Here is a 24,338-nt window from a genome sequence, read left to right as displayed (position 1 = left end):
TTGAATAATATAACCTTTATATAAAACTTTAAAATAATTAGAGTATACAATTTAAAGAATATAAGGTTAGGTTATAGTTCAGTTTTTTTATCCTTATACGAATAAACTCCGTATTCTTCCCATATATTTTCTAAATTCATAAATGTATTTGAAATATTTTCTTTTTCTCTAAGTCCTACAGCAATAATCAAAGCATTAATTACACTAAGAGGTGCAACTAATGAGTCTACAAAAGATGCCATATTACTTTGAGCAATTAATGTTAAATCTGCTTTTGTTGCCAGTGGTGAAAGTAAGCTATCTGTTATAGCTACTACATTAGCCTTTCTACTATGGGCAAAGTTTAAAGCTTCAATAGTTCTACTAGCATATCTTGGGAACCCTATACCGATAACTACATCTTCCTCTGAAACATTTAGCATTTGTTCAAATATATCACTAACTCCATAAGCAACAATTCTAACATTATCTAAAATTAAGTTTAAGTAGAAACCTAAAAATTCAGCTATTGCACTAGAACTTCTAAGTCCTATTATATATATTGTTTTTGCTTTAAACAATGAATCAACTACAGTATCAAAGGTTTTATGATTAATTTTTTCTAAAGTAGCTCTAATATTTTCCATATCAGATTTTAACACACCTTTTAAGGCATTTTCCTCAGTTATATAATCATTTGAAAGTTCTATTCTTTGTACTGTTGTTAATTTATTTTTAATCATTTCTTGTAATGCTTTTTGAAGTTTTGGATATCCACTAAACCCTAATTCATTAGCAAATCTAACTACAGTAGATTCACTAACACCTACACTGGTTCCAAGCTTTGCAGCAGTCATAAAAGCAGCTTTGTCATAATGTTTTAATATGTATTCTGCTATTAACTTTTGACCCTTGCTTAGTCTTGGAAATTTAATTTGTATTATTCTCATTAAATCTTTATTTTGTTCCATATAAACTACCCCTTTTTTATACTTCGCAATAAATACTTCAATTTTAAAAAAAATGAAATATTATCTTCATTTTATCATTATTTGAAACTTATATCAATATAAATTTCATATTACTTCTTTTCTATTACTATTAAAGAAGGAGAGATACTATTTCTATTGATAACTTTATGTACTACTACAGCATATTTTGATTTGTCTAAAAATTTTAAAAAAGGCAACAGACTTTCGGCCTCTTTCTTTCCTTCTTCATGTCCTATATATAGACAAATAGTTATAATGCCATTATTACTTAACTTTTTCAAGGAAGATTTAATACTATTTAAACTAGAGTTGGCTTTGGTTGTTATTTCTTTATTTCCACCGGGTAGAAAACCTAGGTTATACATGAAACAATCTATATGTTCATTTTCTATATATTTTTCTATTTCTTCATGGGAATCATGTATTAATACTACATTAGTTGGTTTATTTTTTTCAAAGTTTCTAATTGCTATTTCTTGTATATCAAAAGAATAAACTTTATTGAAATATTTTGATAAAAATTCTGTGTCATGTCCGTTTCCCAAGGTACAATCTACCGCAGTATTAAATTTACCACAATAATTTTTAATTATGTCTTGAGCCATTAAACTTACATCTTTTGCATAAGAAAACATTATATCACCGCCTATAAATTTCTAATATATTTAAGTTCATCTAAAGTTAACTCTTTATACTCTCCTAGGTTTAAATTACCTAAAGTAATCTCGCCAATAGATACTCTTTTTAACTCTATTACAGGGTGATTAATTTTTTCACACATTCTTCTTACTTGCCTATTCTTGCCTTCATGAATTTTAATTTCTAATATGGAGTTTTCCCCTTCTTTTTTTATAACTTTAACATTACTTTTGGCCGTAATATATCCACCTATATCTACGCCATTTTGGAAAATTTCTATTTCTTCTCTTGTCAAAGTCCCTCTTACCTTAGCTATATAAGTTTTTTCTACTTCTTTTCTTGGATGAATTATTTTATTATATATGTCTCCGTCATTTGTTAAAAGCAGTAATCCTGAAGTCATATAATCCAATCTGCCAATAGGATATATCCTTTCCTTAACATCTATAAGATCTAATACAGTATTTCTGTTTCTTTCATCTTTTGCTGTAGTAATATACTTTACAGGCTTATTTAGTTTTATATATATTTTATTCTCTTCTATTTTTATTATTTTGTCATCAACTTCTACAATATTTTTAGTAGGGTCAATTTTAGTTCCAAGTTCTCTTTGAACTTTTTTATCTACCTTAACCCTACCTTTCATAATAATTTCTTCGCATTTTCTTCTAGATGCTACACCACATCTTGCCATATACTTTTGTAATCTTTCCAATAAAATCACCTATTTCTTATTTTTTAAGTACAAATATTATAATACAATAAAATCAAAAAAACATGAAGGTTAATCTTCATGTTTTAAAATATTTATCTCATGACTACTAAATTTAATACTGCCATTTTTTAAAGTAGAAGTATTAAGCTGAGTAGGTCTATGGATAAGGATTTCTAAGTTTCAATGAAAGTGAAAAACTTTCTGTGAAGCCTAGAAATCTGTTTATACCTAATTATTTAGTTTGAATAATAAACTTAATAGCTGTCCTTTCTTCCCCGTCTATTTCTATATCTGTGAAAGCAGGTACACAAACAAGATCCATACCACTAGGGGCTACGAAACCTCTTGCTATAGCTATTGCTTTAACTGCTTGATTAATCGCACCTGCACCGATAGCTTGAATTTCTGCTATCTTGCTTTCCCTTATAACACCAGCTAAAGCACCTGCAACAGAATTAGGATTTGATTTTGCTGAAACTTTTAATACCTCCATAGTATACCTCCTAATAATTCATAAGTATAGATAAGATTCTTAGTTTCAGTCTGAGATTTACTCCATCTGAAGCTTAGAAACCATTATCCAGGTCGCAAACCCTATAAAATAATTATTATACTTTACTAATCTTAAAGGGAATAGACATTGGATAAAAATTTATCATCTTTTAATAATATTCTACAAATAGTAAAAAAATCCTTTTATTTTGATTTTAAAAACATTCAAATTAAAAGGATTTTTACAAAGTTAATATTTTATTTACAATTAGATTTATTTAGCATATTCTACAGCTCTTGTCTCTCTTATTACATTGACTTTAATTTGTCCTGGATATTCTATTTCATTTTCAATTCTCTTTATTATACTTCTAGCCATTTCTACAGCTGTAATATCATCTATTTGCTCAGGTTTTACCATTATTCTAACTTCTCTACCAGCTTGAATTGCAAATGATTTTTCAACGCCTTCATAAGAGTTTGCTATTTCTTCAAGCTTTTCTAATCTTTTAATATATGCTTCAAGAGTTTCTCTTCTTGCCCCTGGTCTTGCAGCCGAAATAGCATCTGCGGCTTGAACTAATATAGCTTCTATTGATTGAGATTCTACATCGCCATGATGTGCTGCAATAGCATTAACTACTATTGGAGACTCATGATATTTTTTGGCAATCTCTGCCCCTATAAGTGCGTGTGGTCCTTCTACTTCATGATCTACAGCTTTACCTATATCATGAAGTAATCCTACTCTTTTAGCTATAGATGGATCTAAGCCTAGTTCTGAAGCCATTATTCCACATAAATATGCAACTTCGATTGAATGTTTTAAAACATTTTGACCATAACTTGTTCTGTATTTTAATCTTCCAAGTAACCTTACAAGTTCTGAATGAAGTCCATGTACTCCTGTTTCAAAAGTAGCTTGTTCTCCTTCTTCCCTTATAACATTATCAACTTCTTTTTTAGCCTTTTCTACCATTTCTTCAATTCTAGCTGGATGAATACGTCCATCTACAATTAGTTTCTCAAGGGCTATTTTAGCAATTTCCCTTCTTATAGGATCAAATCCTGATATTATAACTGCTTCTGGAGTATCATCGATTATTAAATCGATACCAGTTAAAGTTTCAAGAGTTCTTATATTTCTTCCTTCTCTTCCTATGATTCTTCCCTTCATTTCATCATTTGGAAGAGGAACTACATTAACGGTAGATTCGGCAACATGATCTGCTGCACATCTTTGTATTGCACAAGTTATAATTTCACGAGCTTTTTTATCTGCCTCTTCTTTAGCTTTACTTTCAACTTCTTTGATCATCATAGCAGACTCATGAGTTATCTCTTTTTTAACTTCTTCAAGTAATATTTCTTTTGCTTCCTCAGCAGTTAAATTGGATATTCTCTCAAGCTCAGTCCTTTGTTCCTCATGGAGCTTATTAATCTCTTCCTCTAAGGTGCCAATCTCTTGTTGCTTATTGTTAAGTATTTCTTCTTTCTTTTCTAAAGCTTCGCTTTTTTTGTCCAGTAATTCTTCTCTCTGTATGTTTCTTCTTTCTAGCCTTTGGATTTCATTTCTTCTTTCTCTTGTTTCTCTTTCTAAGTCAGAACGAAGTCTATGAACTTCTTCTTTTGCCTCTAAAAGGGCTTCTTTTTTCTTTGATTCTGATGTTTTCTTTGCATCCTCAATTATTCTATTTGCCTCTTCTTGTGCTTTAGCTATGTTTGCTTGAGATATATTTTTCCTTACATATACTAAAACAAATATACCAATTAACACAACTATAATAGTTGCAAATATAAGCATCATTGAGCTTTCCATAAAACAACACCTCCTTTTGTCAAAATAAATAGCATTTTTAAAAGCTAGAAAAAGGTGTTATATTTAAAAAATCGTTAGCAATTTGAATATACTAAAACAGCATTTGATTTTATTTTATATTACTTTTTAATTTGTGTCAAGCAACTAGAAAATGTATCAATTTTTTTCTTACTTTAAAAATGTAGAGCATTTATATTTTAACTTTATAGTTTTAATTATAAAATTATATCTATATTATTGACTTAAAACTTTTTTTCTAAACAAAAAAGCACAAGTAGCCTTGTGCCTAGAATATAAGTTATTCAGATTTATCTTCCTTATCTTTCTTAGAAGCAGTGACTTCTTTTGAAGAATTAGCTTTAGGTTGCTGAACTGCTAGAGGTAATTCAAATTTTTCTCTTACTTTATTTTCTATTTCTAATGAAACATCAGGATTTTCAGATAAGAATTGTTTTGCATTTTCTCTTCCTTGACCTAATCTAATATCCCCATAGGAAAACCAAGCACCACTTTTTTGAACTATACCATTATCTACTCCAGAATCTAATATATTTCCTTCTTTTGAAATTCCCTTTCCATACATTATATCAAATTCAGCTTGTTTAAATGGAGGGGCTACTTTATTTTTAACTATTTTAACTCTAGTTCTATTACCAAGAACATCATCACCTTGCTTTATAGAATCTATTCTTCTAACATCCATTCTTACAGAAGAGTAGAACTTTAATGCTCTTCCTCCAGGAGTTGTCTCTGGATTTCCAAACATTATGCCAACTTTCTCTCTTAACTGATTTATAAATATTGTAACACAATTTGATTTATTTATAGCTCCTGCTAGTTTCCTTAATGCTTGAGACATTAATCTAGCTTGTAATCCTACGTGAGAATCACCCATTTCTCCTTCAATTTCAGCTTTTGGTACTAAGGCTGCTACAGAGTCTACTACAATTATATCAATAGCCCCTGATCGAACTAAAGCTTCAGCTATTTCTAGTCCTTGTTCTCCAGTATCAGGTTGAGATACAATAAGATTATCTATGTCTACTCCTAAAGCTTTAGCATAAATTGGATCTAAAGCATGTTCTGCATCTATAAAAGCTGCAACTCCACCTTTTTTTTGAGCTTCAGCAACTACATGTAATGCAACAGTAGTTTTACCTGAAGACTCAGGTCCATATATTTCTATGATTCTTCCTTTTGGAACTCCACCTATACCAAGCGCTATATCTAGGCTTAAGCTGCCACTTGAAATTACATCTATATTTAAGCCTGTTTTTTCTCCTAACTTCATTACAGCGCCCTTGCCAAATTGTTTTTCTATTTGCCCCATAGCCGCTTCTAAGGCTTTAAGTTTTTCATTATCCATATTATTACCCATTAAGGGTTCACCTTCCTTTCAACTTCGAACATCTGTTCTAAAATGATTATACTATATTAATTATTTATAGTCAACCATTATTAATAAAAGTTCCTAAATTTAATATCATAGGAACTTTTTTCTTATTCGTATTATTTACATATTTCTATTAATTTAAACTTAAACTATTTATTTACTTTTATTACATGTTTATTTTTATTAAAATAATCAATTCCTGAAACTATAGTAATTATAACAGCAAGCACCATACTTATTTGAGATAAGATATTTAAAATTGGTATTTTGTATGTTAAATTAAATAATGCTAATATTATTGCTACTATTTGTATAACTGTTTTAATCTTTCCCCACCAACTAGCAGCAATTACTATTCCCTCTGAGGCAGCTAAAGTTCTAAGTCCAGATACTGCAAATTCTCGTGCTATTATTATTACTGCAACATAAGAATGAATTACATGTAATTCTACTAAGGAGATTAGGGCTGAGGTAACTAAAAGTTTATCTGCTAAGGGATCCATAAATTTACCAAATGTAGTTATTTGATTTCTACTTCTAGCTATATACCCATCTAATTTATCTGTAAGGGAAGCTATAATAAAAATTGCAGTAGCAATTATGGTTCCATAAGGTATACCTTTAACAGCTATAAACATTAAAAAAAGAGGTATTAAAAATATTCTAAGTATAGTAAGTTTATTTGCTAGATTCATTCCATACAACTCCTATTAAATCATATTCTAAGGCTTCTGTAATTTTAACCTGAACAAACTCACCTAAGTTTAATTTATTATCACTGATAAAAATCAGATCTCCATCTATTTCAGGAGCCATTTCATAATTTCTTCCGTGGTATAACACGCCATCAAAACTCTCTACTATTACATTATATACCCTTTGCAATTTATTTTCATTAATTTTTCTAGAAATTTTCTGTTGGGTTATCATTATCTCAGCTTCTCTTATTTCTTTAATGTCCTCACTTATTTGATCCTTCATATAAAAGGCAGCTGTATCTTCTTCTTTTGAGTATTTAAAAACACCTAATTTATCAAATTTAGTTTCTTCAACGAAACTCTTTAATTCTAAAAAATCCTCTTCAGTTTCTCCAGGAAAGCCAACAATTAATGTTGTTCTAAGTACTATACCAGGTATTTTTTCTCTTAGCTTATTAATATTATCTGTGATTATTTTTTTTCTTCCTTTTCTTCTCATGTTCTTTAATACATTATCTGATATGTGTTGAATTGGTATATCAAGATATTTGCATACTTTATCATTTGCTTTTATTTCTTCTATTAATTCCTCTGTTATTTCTTCAGCATAACAGTATAATATTCTAATCCACTGTATTCCATCTATCTTAGAAATTTCTCTTAATAATTGTGGAAGTTTTTTTTCTTTATATATATCTACCCCATATCTTGTAGTGTCTTGTGCTACTAGTATAAGTTCTTTAACCCCACACTCAGCTAATTTTTCTGCTTCGTTTACTATATTTTCTATGGTTCTACTTCTATACCTACCTCTTATCTTAGGTATAGCACAATATGCACAAGCATTATCACAGCCTTCGGAAATTCTAATATATGCAGTTCCTTTATCTGTAGTTATTATTCTATCACCTTCATTTATATTAGAATCACTATAATTACAATAAGAAGATTTTTCATTATTTAAAGCTTTTTCTATAATTTCATCTAACTTACCATAATTATTAACCCCTAAAATACCATCAAGTTCGGGCATAAGTTCTAATAGTTCATCACCATATCTTTGGGTTAAGCAGCCTGTAGCAATTAAAACTTTACAATTTTGTTTTTTATAATAGGCCATTTCTAAAATAGTATTTATTGATTCTTGTTTTGAATCTTCAATAAAACCACAAGTATTTACTATTATAATTTCAGCTTCCTCAGGATCTTTGCATAATATATAGTTTTTATTTAAACTTGCAAGAGCAATTTCACCATCTATTCTATTTTTATCACAACCTAAGTTTATTAATCCAACTTTATATTTTTTCACTTATGTTCCTCCTAATTTGTATGAATTTATTCTAAGAATTTAGTTCATTATTTGATATTAAGACTTCCCTTGGTTTACTTCCATTTTTTTGCGAAATAACATTTCTTTCTTCCATACTATCAATAATTCTTGCTGCTCTATTATACCCTATCTTAAATTTCCTTTGCAACATAGAAGTTGATGCATATCCGCTTTCTACAACAAAATTTATAGCATCGTTTAAGAGCTCATCCACTTCTTCTTCAGGATTTTCTATACTATTCCCTTCAGCTGCTGAATGAATCTGTTCTATAATGTCCTCATCATACTTAACTTCTTCACTTTGATCTTTTATAAATTCTACAATATCCTCAACCTCTTTTTCTGAAATAAATGCACCTTGAATTCTAACAGGCTTTGACTCTCCTACAGGATAAAATAACATATCACCTTTACCTAGCAATTTTTCAGCTCCTGAAGAATCCAAAATAGTTCTTGAATCTATTTGACTTGATACAGCAAAAGAAATTCTAGATGGTATATTAGCTTTTATCATTCCAGTAATTACATCTACGGAAGGCCTTTGAGTAGCTATAACAAGGTGCATACCCGCAGCTCTAGCCATCTGAGCTAGTCTTGCTATATAGTCTTCAACATCTTTTGGACATACCATCATTAAATCAGCAAGTTCATCTATTATTATGACTATATATGAAAGTTTCTCAATCTCTTTAGAATCTGCAACTAATTCATTATACCCCTCAATATTTCTAACACCATTTTCAGCAAAAAGGTTATATCTCCTTGTCATTTCATTTACAGCCCAATTTAAAGCCCCTGCTGCTTTTTTAGGTTCTGTAACTACTGGTATTAGAAGATGAGGTATTCCATTGTATACACTTAATTCAACTACTTTAGGGTCAACTAATAATAAATTTACTTCCTTCGGTGAATACTTATAAAGAAGACTTACTATTAGGGTATTAATACAAACACTTTTACCAGAACCTGTTGCACCAGCAACTAATAAATGGGGCATTTTAGAGAGATCTGCAACAACAGAATTCCCACCAATATCTTTACCTAGAGCAAAAGAGATTGATTTATTAGAGTTTATATATTCCTTAGACTCTATTATCTCTCTTAAAAATACAGGACTTAGGTTTTCATTTGGAACCTCAATACCAATAGCAGCTTTTCCGGGAATTGGTGCTTCTATACGAATTCCAGGGGCTGCTAAGTTCAATGCAATATCATCAGATAAATTTACTATTTTACTTACCTTAACCCCTGTTTCCGGTTGTATTTCAAACCTAGTTACAGAGGGACCTTTGGTAACTTGTACAACTTTAGCATTAACACCAAAGCTACTTAAGGTATCTTGTAGTTTACTAGCATTAGTTAGTAGTTCTTTGTTATCTCCCCTTTTATTTTTTAAGCTTTTGTTCTCTTTTAATAATTCTAAGGGTGGAAGTTTATAATCTATATTAGTATTTTTAATACTATAGTTTTTTTGAATTTCTGAAGATATGTCCTCCTCATTTTTGGGGGAATCTTCTTTTTCTATGTATGAACTTTCATTCTTTTCTTCATCATAGTATTCTTCACCTGAGTTTGAACTTTTTAAAAAATCCATAACCTTAATCTTATTTATGCTCATGGAGTCCATAGCTATGGAGGGTTCCTGTTTTTCAATTATATCAATTGTGTCATCAATTATTTTTATTGATTCTTTAGTTTTTTTATTCTTATTTTCCTTAAATACTTTTCTTTTATATGTAATATTATTTTTAAATCTTATAAAAATATCTTCTAGAGAAAATGCAAATAGTATCATAAAACTTATTATATACACACAGCAAAATACAATATATGAACCAGTTTTACCTAAAAGTATTTTTAAGGGCCAATCAATTAAGTATGCACAAAAACCACCATGAACTATACTCTTTGAATTGTAAAAATTTAAAAAAACATTTATAAGGCTTTTGTCATAAAAAATATTATAATATACCATTTGTATTATTAACATTGTATTTATAATTGCAGTTAAACCAGCATAGAACTTTTCATTAAACTGTATTTTACCCTTTTTAATAATATAACAATTTCCTATAAATATTAGAATAAAGGGGAGGACATATGAACCTAATCCAAAAAAAGAAAATAATATGTTTCTAATAAATTTACCTATAATTCCTGGAGAAGAATTTTCAAAGAATATAGAACATAGACTTAGTAAAATTAATATGCCTACAGTAATTAGTATTATTCCTTTAATCTCTTTATTACTCGTAGTTTTTTTAGATCTTGCCACGAAATATCACCTCCACTTTTATTATTTCTACATAAATTATATATTTCCTTTAAAAAAGAATCATAGTGTGAACTATGATTCTTTTCCTATTAGTTCATTTAATTTGCAAAGTGCTTCTTTTATGCCACCAACTTCATCAATAAGCCCACAATCTACTGCTTGCTTACCAATTAGTATAGTACCCATATCATTCAATAAGTCTTTAGTTTCTAGCATTAATTTATTTATTGTTTCTTTATCAATATGGGATGTTCTAACTATGAATTCAGTAATTCTTTCCTGCATTTTATTAAAATATTCAAAGGTTTGAGGAACTCCAATTACAAGTCCATTCATTCTTATAGGATGAATGATCATAGTTGCTGAAGGGGATATAAAAGAATAGGATGCAGCCGTAGCTAAGGGAACACCTATAGAATGTCCGCCTCCTATAACTAAAGATACCGTGGGTTTGCTAATACTCCTTATCATCTCAGATATTGCAAGACCAGCTTCCACATCTCCACCAACAGTATTTAAAACAGTTAAAATACCCTTAACATTTTTATCCCTTTCCATGGCGATTAATAGCGGTATTATATGCTCATATTTTGTAGTTTTTGTTTGAGGATTTTGAGCCATATGACCTTCTATTTGACCTATTATAGGTACTACTTGAATACTATCGTCTACTTTAGCTATATTAGGCAATCCTAATTCTTTAATATTTTCACGAGTTTCCTCTACTTCATTTTCTCTTTCTTCTTCTGCGTTATTTTTTAAATCAAACATTAAAATCCCTCCTAACTTAAACTTAGTGTTTGCTTTAGAAGGATTTTTATGCAATTAACTTTATAGTTTAAACTCTTTGTGTAGGGATCTTAAGGCTTTAATTACATCGCATTCTTTTATTAAACACCAAATAGTATTGTGTGAATCTGCAGTTTGAAAAATTTCAATTTTTTCTCTTGTAAGTGCTGTTAAAATTCTAGCCATAACTCCAGGCATTCCTTTCATTCCAGAACCTATTATAGAAATCTTACTACAATTTTCAACAACTTCACATTTAAGATTAAGACTATTTATAATTTCATTTGCCTTATCCTTATCCTCTTTATCAATAGTAAATATTTTTTCTTGAGGAAATACATTTATAAGATCTAAACTTATATTATTTTCAGCAAAGGTATCAAACAATTTAAAATAATTTTCATTAGAATTTTTCACTCTAAATTGTACTCTTTCATTAATATTGGTAATACCTGTTACAACTTTATTTAAATCTGAATCATAAAAATTACTAATTAAAGTGCCACCACTTTCACTCATGGTGTTTTTAATTAAAAGCGGCATACTATTTTTCTTAGCAATTTCCACCGCACGAGGATGAATAACTTTAGCACCTTGTTCTGCAAATTGAAAAATTTCTTCATAATTTATTTCTTTAATTAAAGAAGCTTCTGGAACTATTCTAGGATCTGTAGTCATAATTCCATCCACATCTGTATATATAACAACTTTCTCAGCTTTTATAGCAACACCAAGCAAGACTGCAGTAACATCACTGCCACCTCTTCCTAAAGTTGTTGTAAATCCTTTTTCAGTAACACCTTGAAATCCAGCTACTATAGGTATTTTATCTTCCTTTAAAATTTCTAAAATTTTATTTTCATCAACTTTTAATATACCTGCATTACTATAGGAGTTATCTGTTATTATACCAGCTTGTCCGCCTGATAATGGTATGGCATCTATACCTTCATTAAAAAGTTCATTACACATTACTACAGTGCTTATTATTTCTCCACAGCTTATTAAAGTATCTTGAGCTTGTAAATTTTTTTTCCTAAAATCTTTACTTAAAAGTGATATTAGGGTATCTGTGGCATAGGGTGCTCCCATTCTTCCCATAGCTGATACTACAACTACTGGTGTGTAGCCTTCATTAATTGCATTTTTAATTTTTTCTACAGTCTGCTTTCTTCTACTATCAGTGGAAACTGATGTTCCACCAAACTTTTGTACTATTAATTTCATTATATCACCTACAATTTACTTATTTTCTTCTCTTTCCATATCAATTATTATAGTTCTTGATCCAATTTTTTTAACACACTCCCAAGGTACTTCAAAAAAATCGCTTTTACTAAAGAGGCTAAAGCTAGATTTAGAATCATTTAATAATAATAATTTTAAATTTCCATGCTCATCTATAGCAACATCGTTATTTCCTAAAAAACTGTATTTATCACCATCATTTATATTGATTATTTCATATCGCTCCATCTCACTAAAAAATTTAGTATTATCCATAAAAATTCCTCCCTTATATACATTTATATATTTTATGAGTATAAGGGGAGGAGTATAACTTACTATAACTTTATAATATCAAATGGAAGGGATTTTTTTACTTCTTCATAGTTTTTACTTAAGAATGCTGCATTACAGATTCCTTTTCTAAAGGTATTATCCATTACCCTCTCTATAGAGTCCTTATTAATGGCTTCTATTTTATTTAATATATCTTCTGGTGTTTTAATTTCATTTAGTATTAGGCAAGATTTGCCATTACTGAACATCCTACTAGTAGTACTTTCTAATGCTAATATATAATTACCTTTTAATTGTTCCTTAGCTTTTATCAGTTTATCTTCTGATAAAGTTTCTTTTGAAAACTTATATAGTTCCTTTTCAATTTCCATGTATGCCTCTTTTACATACTCAGAGCTTAATGCTGTATATATAGTAACTACACCTGTATTTATTAGAGATGAAGTGTATCCATATATTGTATAGCACAAGCTTAAGTTTTCTCGTATTTTTTGAAAAAGTTTTGAAGAAGCTCCACCTGAAAACATATTAGTTAGTAGCGCTAATGAATACATATCCTCATGTCCCATTGGAAGTCCTTCAATTCCTAAACTAAATTGTGTTTGTTCTATATCTTTTTCTTTAAATAATTTTTTATCTAATATTTTAGGGGTAGTATAATTAATTTTTTTGCCTAATGAGCTGTTCCATTCCCCAAAATACTTTTCTAGTATATTATATATAGTATCTTTTTTAAAGTTACCACAAATAGATATTACAGCATTTTCTGGAACATAGTATTTTTTTAAATAGTTTAGCATAGTGTCTCTATTTAAATTTTCTAAACTAGAATAAGTACCAAGTATTGGCATAGCAATAGGATCTTCACCCCAAATTGCTATATTATGTATATCTGATAACATATCCTCTGGGCTGTCTTCTCCCATCTTTATTTCTTCAAAAATCACCTTTTTTTCCTTTTCAATATCTTCTTCTTCAAATTTGCTGTTTAATATCATATCAGATAATACATCTAAACATAGTTCTAAATGAGTATCTAAAGCTTTAGTATAAAAACAAGTTACTTCTTTACTGGTAAATGCATTTATCTGTCCTCCCACATCTTCAATAACTTCAACTATATCTTTTGAGCTTCTATTGTGGGTACCTTTAAAAAGCATATGTTCAATAAAATGAGAAATACCATTATTATAAGCATTTTCATTTCTAGAACCATTTTCAATCCAAACACCTATACTAATAGAATTTACATAACTTATATGTTCTAAGACTACTCTTAATCCATTTTTTAAAGTAATCATTTCATACATATCATCACCTCTAAATATTATAATATTATATTCTATTTTAGCAAAAATAAAAAGGCATTTTTATTATGCCCTTCTACGTAAAAACTATTTTTTATTTTAAAAATTATTTTTCTTCGTTTTGCTCCATAGCATCTTTTCTAGAAAGGTTAATTCTTCCTTGGCTGTCGATTTCAACAACCTTTACAAGAATCTCATCTCCTAATGATACTACATCCTCAACTTTATTAACTCTTTTATTATCAAGTTTTGAAATATGAACAAGGCCTTCTTTATTTGGTAATACCTCAACAAAAGCTCCAAAAGCAGTTATCTTAGTAACCTTTCCTAAATATACTTCCCCTTGTTTTACATCTTTTGTGATAGTTTCTATAATTTTAAAGGCTTTATTTGCAGCTTCCATGTCACTAGACATTATAACAATTGTTCCATCATCATTTGTATCGATTGTAACATTAGTTTCTGCAATGATCTTTTTAATAGTTTTTCCACCTGCTCCAATAACGTCTCTAATTTTTTCTGGGTCTACTTTCATTGTTAGCATTCTTGGTGCATATGGTGAAAGTTCTTTTCTTGGTTCAGCTATACATTCTTTGATTTTTTCTAATATATGAAGTCTGGCTTTTCTAGCTCCATATATAGCATCATGAATTACCTTTTCTGATAATCCTTTAATTTTAGTATCAACTTGTATTGAAGTTATACCTTCCTCTGTACCAGCTACCTTAAAGTCCATATCCCCAAAGAAATCTTCTAAACCTTGTATATCAGTAATAACTTCTTCTTTAGATAAATCTTCGTTAGTAATAAGCCCCATAGCTATTCCAGCAGCAGGTCTTTTAATAGGAACTCCTGCATCCAACAATGCTAAAGTACTACCACAAACACTGGCTTGTGAAGTTGATCCATTAGAACTTAAAACTTCTGAAACAAGTCTAATTGTATAAGGAAATTCTTCTTCTGATGGAATTAATGGCTCTAAAGCTCTTTCTGCTAAAGCTCCATGACCTATTTCCCTTCTTCCAGGTCCTCTAAGCGGTTTCACTTCTCCAACGCTGTAAGCTGGGAAATTATAGTGGTGCATGTATCTCTTTGAATTTTCCTCACCGATACCATCTATTATCTGTACATCACCTAAAGCTCCTAAGGTAGCAACAGTCATTACTTGAGTTAAACCTCTTCTAAATAATCCTGTGCCATGAGTTCTAGGTAAGATTGCAACGTCACATTCTATTTGTCTAATTTGATCAAAAGCCCTTCCATCAGGTCTTCTTTTCTCGTTTAGAAGCATATTTCTTACGACTTCTTTTTGAATTCTATATACTATATCAGCAACATCTTTTGCAACTTCATCGTATCTGTCCCCAAGATATTCTTGAATTTTAATCTTAGCTTCGTCAATCTTGTCATTTCTCTTATCTTTATCAGTAATATACATAGCATCCTTTATCATAGAAAATGCATAATCTCTAATTTCTTTTTCTAATTCTTCAGAAACTTCATATAAAACTGGCTCTGGTTTTTCTTTTCCAAAAAGTTTCATAGCTTCTTTTTGGAATTTAACAATTTCCTGACAATATTTAAATCCAAAGTTTATAGCCTCTATCATGGTTTCTTCATCAACTTCATTAGCACCTGCTTCAATCATCATTATTCTTTCTTCTGTAGCACTAACAACTAAATGAAGTATACTTTTTTCTCTCTGTTCTGTAGTTGGATTTAAAATAAATTCACCATCTATTAGACCTACAAGTACATTTGCAACAGGAATTGTAAATGGTAAACTTGATAAACAAAGAGCCGTTGATGCACCATTCATTGCTAAAATTTCTGGTGAATTATCCTGCTCTACAGATAGTACTGTACAAACTACTTGAACATCATTTCTATATCCTTTAGGGAAAAGAGGCCTAATTGGTCTATCAATTGCTCTAGCACTTAAGATAGCCTTTTCAGAAGGTCTTCCTTCTCTCTTTATAAACCCACCAGGAATCTTTCCAACAGCATAAAGTCTTTCTTCATACTCTACACTTAATGGAAAAAAGTCAATACCCTCTCTTGGTTCTTTTGATGCATTTACATTGACCATTATAACAGTCTCACCATAACTGATGAATATAGCAGTATCTGATAACATACCTACCTTGCCAGATTCTACTCTAAGTTTTCTTCCGCCTAATTCTATTTCATGTACACGACTCATTAGCATACCTCCAAAAACAATAATATAGTATTATATTATCTAATAAATTAAATTTAATTCTTATTTAAAGTTTTTTAAAATAATAGAGCGGCTGAGCCGCTCTATTATTTTTATTTTCTTAATCCTAATTTTTCAATTATTGCACGGTATCTTTCAATATCTTCTTTCATAAGATAGTTTAAAAATCCTCTTCTTTGACCAACCATCATTAAAAGACCTCTTCTTGAGTGGAAATCCTTTTTATGAGACTTTAAGTGCTCATTTAAATGATTAATTCTGTGAGTTAAAAGTGCAATTTGAACTTCTGGAGAACCAGTATCTCCTTCATGTTTACCAAATTCTTTGATTATTTGTTCTTTTGTTGCCTTATCCATTAAAAACACCTCCAAAAATTATCCCCTTAATCCAAGAACACGTTGGCAAATCGTAAATCTTAGTCTAAGGTTCATAACAATTATAGCAAATAAACAACTAATTGTAAATTCTTTTTAATTATAATTTAAATTCTTTTTTTTCTGCATATTCTTTATCTTGTTTTAATATTTCTACCAACTTATCTAAGGAACTAAACTTTTCTTCATCTCGTATTCTTTCTAAGAAATAAACTTTTACTTCCTCACCGTACACTTCCTTATGGAAGTCTAATACATAAGTTTCAATACTTAATGAAGTCCCATTTACTGTTGGATTAAATCCTACATTTGTAATTCCCTTAAAAACTTTCTCTTTATACTCTACTGCTGTAAAATATACACCTCTTTTAGGAATTATCATCTGATCATCAAACTTTAAATTAATAGTTGGAAACCCTAATTGTCTTCCAAGCTTTTTGCCCTCTATAACGATACCTTCTATAGAAAAAGGTCTATCTAGTATGGATACAACATCTGCAACGCTTCCATTTTTTATAAGATTTCTAATGTATGTACTACTAATTATATCTTCATTACATTTTACAGGTTCAAATACAAAAAGTTCAAAGTCATAGACTTTACTTAGCTCTTTTAGTAATTCAATGTTGCCTTGATTTTTATATCCAAATTTATAATTAAACCCCACAACAATACCTTTAGCCTTATAAAACTCTAAAAGCTTCTTTATAAATTCTTCCGGTTTAATCTCCATATACTCTTGGTTGAAGTTAGCAAAATTTAATATGTCAACTTCTTCTTTTTCTAAGATTTTAATTTTATCCTTATTACTTTGAATTAGTTTAGGCATTCTTTCTTTATTTATAATACTCATAGGATGATTTTTAAATGTATATACCATGCTTTTACAGTGATTCTCTTTAGCTAAGGTTACAGCTTTTCTTATAAGACTTAAATGCCCTTTATGAAGTCCATCGAAGCTTCCTAATGCAATATAAGTATTATATAAAAGTTTTTCTTTGAAGTTATCTTCTATAATTATCATGATATGACCTCTATTTCTTAAAATAAACTTTCCATTTTAAAATAATTTTCTATATGATTACCTAAACCTAAAAAGTTTCCACTAACATTATACACTGTATAATGTCCTTTTTCTATAAGTTTAGAGGTTAATCTTTTATCCTTTATAGGAACACCATTAAGAAATAATTTTTCAAAGTAAGGATCTAATTCGATTTTATTAAAGCCTAAAAAAATTTCCTCTATAGATATTATATTTTTTATTAAGTTATCATTATTTAAACTCTCTAGTTTAGTAGAAGTTTCTATGTTAAAATTCCCAGAGCAGGTTCGTCTTAAGTTATATATGTGAGCTCCAACTCCTAATTTTTCTCCTATGTCATAAGCAAGACTTCTTATATATGTACCTTTGGAACAAAGAACTTTAATTTTTATATAAGGCAAAGTTATATCCAGTATATCTATTTTATAGATTTCAACAGGCCTTTTGGGAATTTCAAATTCTATTCCCTTTCTAGCAAGTTCATACATCTTTTTACCTTGAATTTTTAAGGCAGAATACTTTGGTGGTGCTTGCATTATTTTACCTTTAAAAGAGTTTATAACAGATATTACGGCTTCAGTAGAACAATTCACTTCTTTTGTTTCTAGTATTTGTCCTTCCCTGTCATAAGTATCTGTAACTTCACCTAACTTTATCTCTGCAATATACTCTTTGTTATCTTTTATTAAATAGTTTACAGCTTTAGTAGCTTTACCAATACATACAGGTAAGACCCCTGTTGCTAAGGGGTCTAAAGTCCCTGTATGACCTACTTTTTTTGAACCTGTGAGACTTCTAACCTTCTTTACTACATCAAAAGAAGTTGTTCCTTCAGGTTTATCAATAACAATAATCCCATTATAGTCCATTTCTATATTCACTTTCTATTTTAAATATTAAATCATTTTTAATTTGAGAAAAAGGTAATTTAGTTACAAATCCTGCGGCTCTCACATGTCCACCACCATTGTAACTTTCTGATATACGGCTAACATCAATAAAATTCTTAGATCTTAAACTTACCTTTAACTTATCATCTTTTTCCTTAAATAAAACTACTACCTCTACTGTATCAATTTTCATTCCAAAGGTTAACAAATCCGAAGTGTCAGCTTCTTCTATATTAAGTTCTTTAAAATACTCTTTTTTAGCGTATATAAAAGCAATTTTACCATCTGAAGAAAGTTCCATGTTATCTATAACTTTCCCATATAGTTTTATCCTGTTAAATGGTTTATTATCAAAAATACTTCTGTGAATTTCAGAAAAATCTATTCCAGTACCTATAAGTTCTCCCGCTATTTTGTGGGTCGTTTTTGAAGTGCCGGAATGTCTAAATGAGCCAGTATCTGTTAAAAGTGATGTATACAATGAAGTTGCTATATCTTTATCTAATTCCACTTTAAGTAATTCCATTAAGGTAAATATTATTTCAGAAACAGCAGCGGCTTCTGTGTTTACATAATTCAATGATCCATAGTTTCCATTTGACTTATGATGGTCTATGTTTACTACATCATATTCTTTACTATTTAAATCTATATCACCATTAATTCTTTCTATATTTCCACAATCTAAAACAATAATTAAATCAGTTTCTTCCTTTGGGGTACTGATTTCAGAGCTTATTTCCTCAGAATTAGGTAAAAACTTAAAAATTTCTGGTATGTTTTCTTTACATATAATATAAGATTCTTTATCTAGTTTTCTTAGAATTTGTAAAAGTGCTAAAGAACTTCCTAAGGAATCACCATCTGGAGAAGTGTGAAAGGTGATTCCTATTTTATTGGAGTTCTTTATTTTATCTACTATTTTATTTAACATATTATTCTTCTTTTTTTTCTATTTTTCTAAGTATTGAATCTATATGCATACCATAATCTAAGCTCTTATCATTTTCAATTATAATCTCAGGAATATGCCTTAGTTTTAAATTTCGGCTAAGTTCTGTTCTTATGAATCCAGAAGAGCTTTTTAACACTTCCAAGGATTCTTTTTCAACTTTTTCATCTGCGAAAATACTAACATATATCTTTGCATAACTTAAATCTCTTGTAACTTCAACATGAGTAACACTAATCATTCCTTGCAGTCTTGGATCTTTTATTTTATTTTGTATAATATCACTTGCATATTTTTTTATTTCTTCGTTTATTCTTCCACTTCTATATTTGCCCATAATACCACTCCTTTATAAACTTTGTGGCTTTATTTCTTCAATGGTGAAAGCTTCTATTATATCTCCTTCTTTTAAATCATTAAACTTTTCAACTCCAAGTCCACATTCGTAACCTGTATTTACCTCTTTAACATCATCCTTAAATCTCTTTAAAGATGCTAGAGTAGATTCAAATATTACTATTCCATCTCTAATAACTCTAACACCACTATTTCTTGTTAGTTTACCATTTAAAACGTAACATCCAGCTATAGTTCCAATACTAGAAATTTTATAAATTTGTCTAACTTGAGCGCTTCCAAGAACAACTTCTTTATATTCTGGATCTAATAAGCCTAACATAGCAGATTTAACATCATCAAGGGCATCATATATTATTCTATATGTTTTAATATCTACTTCATCTTTTTCAGCTGATATAGTAGCATTTACATCAGGTCTAACATTAAATCCAAGAATAATAGCATTTGAAGCTGATGCCAATATTACGTCTGTTTCTGTAATAGCACCTACTGCACCATGAATTACTCTAACCTTTACAGAATCAGTGCTTAGTTTTTCTAAAGATTGAGATAAGGCTTCTACAGAACCTTGAACGTCAGCTTTAACAACTAAACTTAATTCCTTAACTTTACCTTCTTGAATTTGGTTGTATAAGTCTTCAAGGGAAACTTTATGAGATTTTAAAAGTTTTTGTTCCCTTAATTTATCTTTTCTCTTTTCAGCAGTATTTCTTGCAGTTTTTTCATCTTTCATTACCACAAATTTGTCACCAGCTTCTGGAACTTCTGACAACCCTAAAACTTCAGCTGCCATAGCAGGACCTGCTGATTTTATATTCTTTCCTTTATCATTAAACATAGCTCTTATTCTTCCATAACTTGTTCCAACAACTATAGAATCACCTACGTTTAAAGTACCATTTTGAACTATTAATGTAGCTACTGGTCCTCTACCTTTATCAAGTTGTGCTTCTACTACTGTTCCTCTTGCTTTTCTATTTGGACTTGCTTTTAATTCTAGCATTTCAGCACTTAAGATTACCATCTCTAGGAGATTATCAATCCCTTCGTTAGTGTGAGCTGATACTGGAACACATACAGTGTCTCCACCCCAGTCCTCTGCTACTAATCCATATTCTGTTAATTCTTGCTTTACTCTGTCTATATTTGCTGCTGGCTTATCAATTTTATTAATTGCAATTATTAAGGAAACACCTGCAGCTTTACAGTGGTTTATAGCTTCTACAGTTTGAGGCATAATACCATCATCTGCAGCAACAACTAGTATAACTATATCTGTAATTTGAGCTCCACGAGCTCTCATTGCTGTAAAAGCTTCATGTCCTGGAGTATCTAAAAAAGTTATTTTCTCTTTATTTAGTTCTACAGTATAAGCTCCTATATGTTGAGTAATTCCACCTGCTTCTGTATTTGTAACTTTAGTTTTCTTAATTGCATCTAAAAGTGAAGTTTTTCCATGGTCAACGTGGCCCATAACAGTAACTATTGGTGGTCTTTTTACTAAATCTTCTTCAAGATCTTCTATAGTGTCCATTAATTCATTTTCTTTATCTAAAACATCATCTCTATTTATAACTTCAATTACAGCATTAAATTTCTCTGCTATTTTTTCAGCAGTAGGAATATCAATTTCTTGATTTATACCAGCTACTACACCTGATAACATAAGTTGTTTTATAACATCTGTTACAGGTTTATCTATTTTATCTGCAAATTCTTTTACTGTAATTGTTTCACTCATTTGTACAACAATAGTATCTTCTGATTCTTCATTAGAATAGATTTCTTCGTTATTACTTGCTTCTTCATTTTTCACTTTTTTCTTTTTAAAATTATTTTTTTTCTTATCTTCTAATTTTTCATAATGGCTTACTATATCAGATTTTTCCTTATCAGTACCTTTAGCCTCAAATAGTTCCATTATTAATTCTGCATCTTCCTCATCAATTGCACTCATATGGTTTTTCACTTTTATATCAAACTCTTCCATTAATAAGTCAATTAATTCTTTACTTGATGTATCTAATTCTTTAGCTAACTCATAAATTCTTATTTTCGCCAAACTATTCACCCCCAAATTAACTTAATCTTTAATATATAAAGATTTTAGACTAGTACTAAAGGAATCATTTGTTATTCCCAGTACTTTTAAACTAGTGTTTCCTAAAAAACTTCCAACTTCTTCTAAATCAGCATCTTCTACTAGATCAAATTTATACTTTAGTGCATAATTTCTAAATTTTTTCTGTGAGTTTAATGATAAATCTTTAGAAATAAAGACTAAAAAAACTTTTTTATTTTTAATACAATTTTCTACTTTATTGTATCCCTCTGCTATAGCTCCAGCCTTGGAAGCTATTCTAAGAAGGTTATAGAACTTATCTTTACTCTCCATTTTCAATTTCTTCCTTCAATTTAAGGTAAATCTCTTCATCTACCTTATGGGATAAATTTTTTTCTAATCTTTTTGTTTTAAAAGCAGATTCTAAGCATGATGTACTTCTACATATGTAAGCTCCTCTGCCTGGCTTTTTACCCGTTATATCCATAAAAATTTCATTTTCTTTATTTTTAACTATCCTTATTAATTCTTTCTTGGGTTTCATTTCCATACAACCTACACACATTCTCTCAGGTGTTTTTTTTACTTTCATAAAAAACCACTCCTAATTTAGATATTATTCTTCTTCTATTAGGGTATAGTCTATGTCTTGTGCTTGAGATTTACTCTTTATGTCTATTTTCCAACCAGTAAGCCTTGCTGCTAACCTAACATTTTGCCCTTCTTTTCCTATAGCTAAGGAAAGTTGACTATCATCTACAATAACCTTAGCAGATTTAGATTCCTCATCTTCTATAACTACTTTTAATACCTTTGCTGGGCTTAAAGAATTTGATATATATACTTTAGGATCTTTATCCCATTGAATAATATCAATTTTCTCACCATTTAGCTCATTTACTATGTTTTGAACTCTAATTCCCTTAGGTCCAACACATGCACCCATAGGGTCTACATTTTCATCTTTTGAAAATACGGAAACCTTACTTCTAGATCCAGCTTCTCTTGATATTCCCTTGATTTCAACAACACCTTCGAAAATTTCTGGAACTTCTAATTCAAATAACCTTTTTACTAAGCCTGGATGTGTTCTTGAGATAATAATCTGAGGTCCTTTTGTAGTCTTCTTAACTTCTACAATATAAAGTTTAATTTTTTGATTAAATTCATATTTTTCTGTTGGAATTTGTTCATTAGGACCTAAAACTGCTTCTAACCTATCAAGATTTACAAAAACATTTCCTTTATCTTTTCTAAGTACTGTACCAGTTATTATATCAAATTCTTTTTCCAAAAATTCTTCATAGATTACATTTCTTTCTGCTTCCTTTATTCTTTGAACAACTACCTGTTTTGCAGATTGAGCAGCTACTCTTCCAAATTCTCTTGGTGTTACTTCAATATCAATTATGTCATCTTCTTCATAACGAGGATCTATTTCTTTGGCATCTTCAAGTTCTATTTCAGTTATGTCATCCCAAAGTCCATCAACTACTTTTTTCTGAGCATATACATGAATTTCCCCTGAAACCCTATCTATAGTAACCTTAACATTTTGACTGTTATTTGTATATTTTGAATAATTCTTTTTATAAGCTGAAACTAAGGCATCCTCTATAGCATCGAATAAAAAGTCTTCTGTAATACCTTTTTCTTTTACAATTTCTTTAAGCGCAGCTATAAATTCTTCATTCATCTTAATACTCCCCTTTTAAACTTATGCTAATAATATTATCTCTGTTTAAAGTTATATCCTCATCGTCTATATCTATTATAACACTTTCAGAGGTAAAATCTTTTAAATTTCCTTCTATTTTTTTCTTTCCCATAATCAAGTTCTTTAATCTCGCTTTAACAGTGTGGTTTAAATATCTTTTTAAGTGTTTATCTGTATGCAATACCCTATCTAACCCCGGCGAAGAAATTTCTAAATAATAGAAACCAGGAATTGGATCTTCTAAATCTAAAACCTCACTTACAATCTTATTAATTTTTACACAATCATCTAGATTAATGCCCTCTTCTTTATCTATATAAACTCTTAAGTAGTCTTCTCCTGATTCTTTTACAAACTCTAAGTGATATAATTCATATTCAGCTTCTACCACTAAAGGTTCTATTATTTTAATTAATTTATCCGTTAAAGTATTATTCATGCTATCCCTCCTCTTATTTAGTTTTTACTGAATTTTAAAAATTATTATAATTAAAACGCAACATGAGCTGCGTTTTAAACAAATAGAAAGAGCGGGTAAAAAACCCACTCTTCGAAATGTTACAAAAATTATACAAAGTTACTACTTAAGATTTTATCATAAAACATATTGGTTTGCAAGTTTTTTATATAATACCCAGAGATTTAGCACCTAAATTCCAGTGAAATTTTTATTTTTACTGGAATTATATTTTTTTACAATTACTTAAAGGGCTGGTAAGCCCGCAGACCGATAGGTCGCAAAAATAGATATACTTACCCCTA

General features: G+C 29.6%; 24 protein-coding genes. All 24 read right to left on the bottom strand.

Annotation, left to right across the window (positions count from 1 at the left end; genetic code table 11):
* Positions 1–71: 71 nt before the first annotated feature.
* On the bottom strand, positions 72–950 hold the full coding sequence (locus FNZ64_RS12190; RefSeq protein WP_142415277.1) for a MurR/RpiR family transcriptional regulator: 879 nt from the start codon (positions 948–950) through the stop codon (positions 72–74).
* A 110-nt stretch (positions 951–1,060) separates the two neighbouring features.
* Positions 1,061–1,606, bottom strand: a complete 546-nt coding sequence (gene mnmM / locus FNZ64_RS12185; protein WP_142415275.1) for a tRNA 5-(aminomethyl)-2-thiouridylate-methyltransferase MnmM — start codon at positions 1,604–1,606, stop codon at positions 1,061–1,063.
* 11 nt (positions 1,607–1,617) lie between these two features.
* The gene (locus FNZ64_RS12180; protein ID WP_207705530.1) at positions 1,618–2,331 is read right to left on the bottom strand and encodes a pseudouridine synthase; all 714 of its coding nucleotides are present in this window, start codon (positions 2,329–2,331) and stop codon (positions 1,618–1,620) included.
* A 226-nt stretch (positions 2,332–2,557) separates the two neighbouring features.
* Positions 2,558–2,818, bottom strand: a complete 261-nt coding sequence (locus FNZ64_RS12175) for a stage V sporulation protein S (protein WP_142415271.1) — start codon at positions 2,816–2,818, stop codon at positions 2,558–2,560.
* 273 nt (positions 2,819–3,091) lie between these two features.
* Positions 3,092–4,636 (bottom strand): ribonuclease Y, encoded by a 1,545-nt coding sequence (gene rny, locus FNZ64_RS12170; RefSeq protein WP_142415269.1) that lies wholly within the window; start codon positions 4,634–4,636, stop codon positions 3,092–3,094.
* Between the two features lie 298 nt (positions 4,637–4,934).
* On the bottom strand, positions 4,935–6,002 hold the full coding sequence (gene recA / locus FNZ64_RS12165) for a recombinase RecA (protein ID WP_142415478.1): 1,068 nt from the start codon (positions 6,000–6,002) through the stop codon (positions 4,935–4,937).
* A 176-nt stretch (positions 6,003–6,178) separates the two neighbouring features.
* Positions 6,179–6,724, bottom strand: a complete 546-nt coding sequence (pgsA, locus tag FNZ64_RS12160; protein WP_142415267.1) for a CDP-diacylglycerol--glycerol-3-phosphate 3-phosphatidyltransferase — start codon at positions 6,722–6,724, stop codon at positions 6,179–6,181.
* Positions 6,708–8,039, bottom strand: coding sequence for a 30S ribosomal protein S12 methylthiotransferase RimO (gene rimO, locus FNZ64_RS12155; protein WP_142415265.1), 1,332 nt, complete (start codon positions 8,037–8,039; stop codon positions 6,708–6,710). Before rimO ends, pgsA begins: the two co-directional genes overlap by 17 nt.
* A gap of 31 nt (positions 8,040–8,070) precedes the next feature.
* Positions 8,071–10,335 (bottom strand): FtsK/SpoIIIE family DNA translocase, encoded by a 2,265-nt coding sequence (locus FNZ64_RS12150; protein ID WP_142415263.1) that lies wholly within the window; start codon positions 10,333–10,335, stop codon positions 8,071–8,073.
* Positions 10,336–10,407: 72 nt separating this feature from the next.
* The gene (locus tag FNZ64_RS12145; protein ID WP_142415261.1) at positions 10,408–11,106 is read right to left on the bottom strand and encodes a ClpP family protease; all 699 of its coding nucleotides are present in this window, start codon (positions 11,104–11,106) and stop codon (positions 10,408–10,410) included.
* Positions 11,107–11,166: 60 nt separating this feature from the next.
* Positions 11,167–12,351 carry an aspartate kinase gene (dapG, locus tag FNZ64_RS12140; protein ID WP_142415259.1) on the bottom strand — a complete coding sequence of 395 codons (1,185 nt, stop codon included), beginning with the start codon at positions 12,349–12,351 and terminating at the stop codon, positions 11,167–11,169.
* 15 nt (positions 12,352–12,366) lie between these two features.
* Positions 12,367–12,627, bottom strand: a complete 261-nt coding sequence (locus tag FNZ64_RS12135; protein WP_142415257.1) for a YlmC/YmxH family sporulation protein — start codon at positions 12,625–12,627, stop codon at positions 12,367–12,369.
* 62 nt (positions 12,628–12,689) lie between these two features.
* Positions 12,690–13,958 (bottom strand): M16 family metallopeptidase, encoded by a 1,269-nt coding sequence (locus FNZ64_RS12130; protein ID WP_142415255.1) that lies wholly within the window; start codon positions 13,956–13,958, stop codon positions 12,690–12,692.
* A gap of 103 nt (positions 13,959–14,061) precedes the next feature.
* On the bottom strand, positions 14,062–16,158 hold the full coding sequence (locus tag FNZ64_RS12125; protein ID WP_142415253.1) for a polyribonucleotide nucleotidyltransferase: 2,097 nt from the start codon (positions 16,156–16,158) through the stop codon (positions 14,062–14,064).
* Positions 16,159–16,268: 110 nt separating this feature from the next.
* Positions 16,269–16,532, bottom strand: a complete 264-nt coding sequence (rpsO, locus tag FNZ64_RS12120; RefSeq protein WP_142415251.1) for a 30S ribosomal protein S15 — start codon at positions 16,530–16,532, stop codon at positions 16,269–16,271.
* A gap of 118 nt (positions 16,533–16,650) precedes the next feature.
* The gene (locus tag FNZ64_RS12115) at positions 16,651–17,574 is read right to left on the bottom strand and encodes a bifunctional riboflavin kinase/FAD synthetase (RefSeq protein WP_142415249.1); all 924 of its coding nucleotides are present in this window, start codon (positions 17,572–17,574) and stop codon (positions 16,651–16,653) included.
* Positions 17,575–17,591: 17 nt separating this feature from the next.
* Positions 17,592–18,464 (bottom strand): tRNA pseudouridine(55) synthase TruB, encoded by an 873-nt coding sequence (gene truB, locus FNZ64_RS12110; protein WP_142415247.1) that lies wholly within the window; start codon positions 18,462–18,464, stop codon positions 17,592–17,594.
* Complete coding sequence (locus tag FNZ64_RS12105) at positions 18,454–19,419, bottom strand: DHH family phosphoesterase (protein WP_142415245.1); 966 nt, start codon at positions 19,417–19,419, stop codon at positions 18,454–18,456. Before FNZ64_RS12105 ends, truB begins: the two co-directional genes overlap by 11 nt.
* 1 nt (position 19,420) lies before the next feature.
* Positions 19,421–19,774: a 30S ribosome-binding factor RbfA gene (rbfA, locus tag FNZ64_RS12100; protein WP_142415243.1), complete on the bottom strand. Its 354-nt coding sequence runs from the start codon at positions 19,772–19,774 to the stop codon at positions 19,421–19,423.
* 12 nt (positions 19,775–19,786) lie between these two features.
* Entirely contained in the window at positions 19,787–21,859 is a 2,073-nt protein-coding gene (gene infB, locus FNZ64_RS12095; protein ID WP_142415241.1) for a translation initiation factor IF-2, read from the bottom strand.
* A gap of 21 nt (positions 21,860–21,880) precedes the next feature.
* On the bottom strand, positions 21,881–22,192 hold the full coding sequence (locus FNZ64_RS12090; protein ID WP_142415239.1) for a ribosomal L7Ae/L30e/S12e/Gadd45 family protein: 312 nt from the start codon (positions 22,190–22,192) through the stop codon (positions 21,881–21,883).
* Positions 22,182–22,451 (bottom strand): RNase P modulator RnpM, encoded by a 270-nt coding sequence (gene rnpM, locus FNZ64_RS12085; protein ID WP_142415237.1) that lies wholly within the window; start codon positions 22,449–22,451, stop codon positions 22,182–22,184. Before rnpM ends, FNZ64_RS12090 begins: the two co-directional genes overlap by 11 nt.
* A gap of 24 nt (positions 22,452–22,475) precedes the next feature.
* Positions 22,476–23,555, bottom strand: coding sequence for a transcription termination factor NusA (gene nusA, locus FNZ64_RS12080; protein WP_142415236.1), 1,080 nt, complete (start codon positions 23,553–23,555; stop codon positions 22,476–22,478).
* Position 23,556: 1 nt separating this feature from the next.
* Positions 23,557–24,015: a ribosome maturation factor RimP gene (rimP, locus tag FNZ64_RS12075; RefSeq protein ID WP_142415233.1), complete on the bottom strand. Its 459-nt coding sequence runs from the start codon at positions 24,013–24,015 to the stop codon at positions 23,557–23,559.
* Positions 24,016–24,338: the final 323 nt, after the last annotated feature.

It is taken from the genome of Hathewaya massiliensis (genome assembly GCF_902143515.1).
GTDB classification, from domain to species: Bacteria; Bacillota; Clostridia; order Clostridiales; family Clostridiaceae; genus Hathewaya; species Hathewaya massiliensis.
This window is presented reverse-complemented; position numbering and strand designations above follow the sequence as displayed.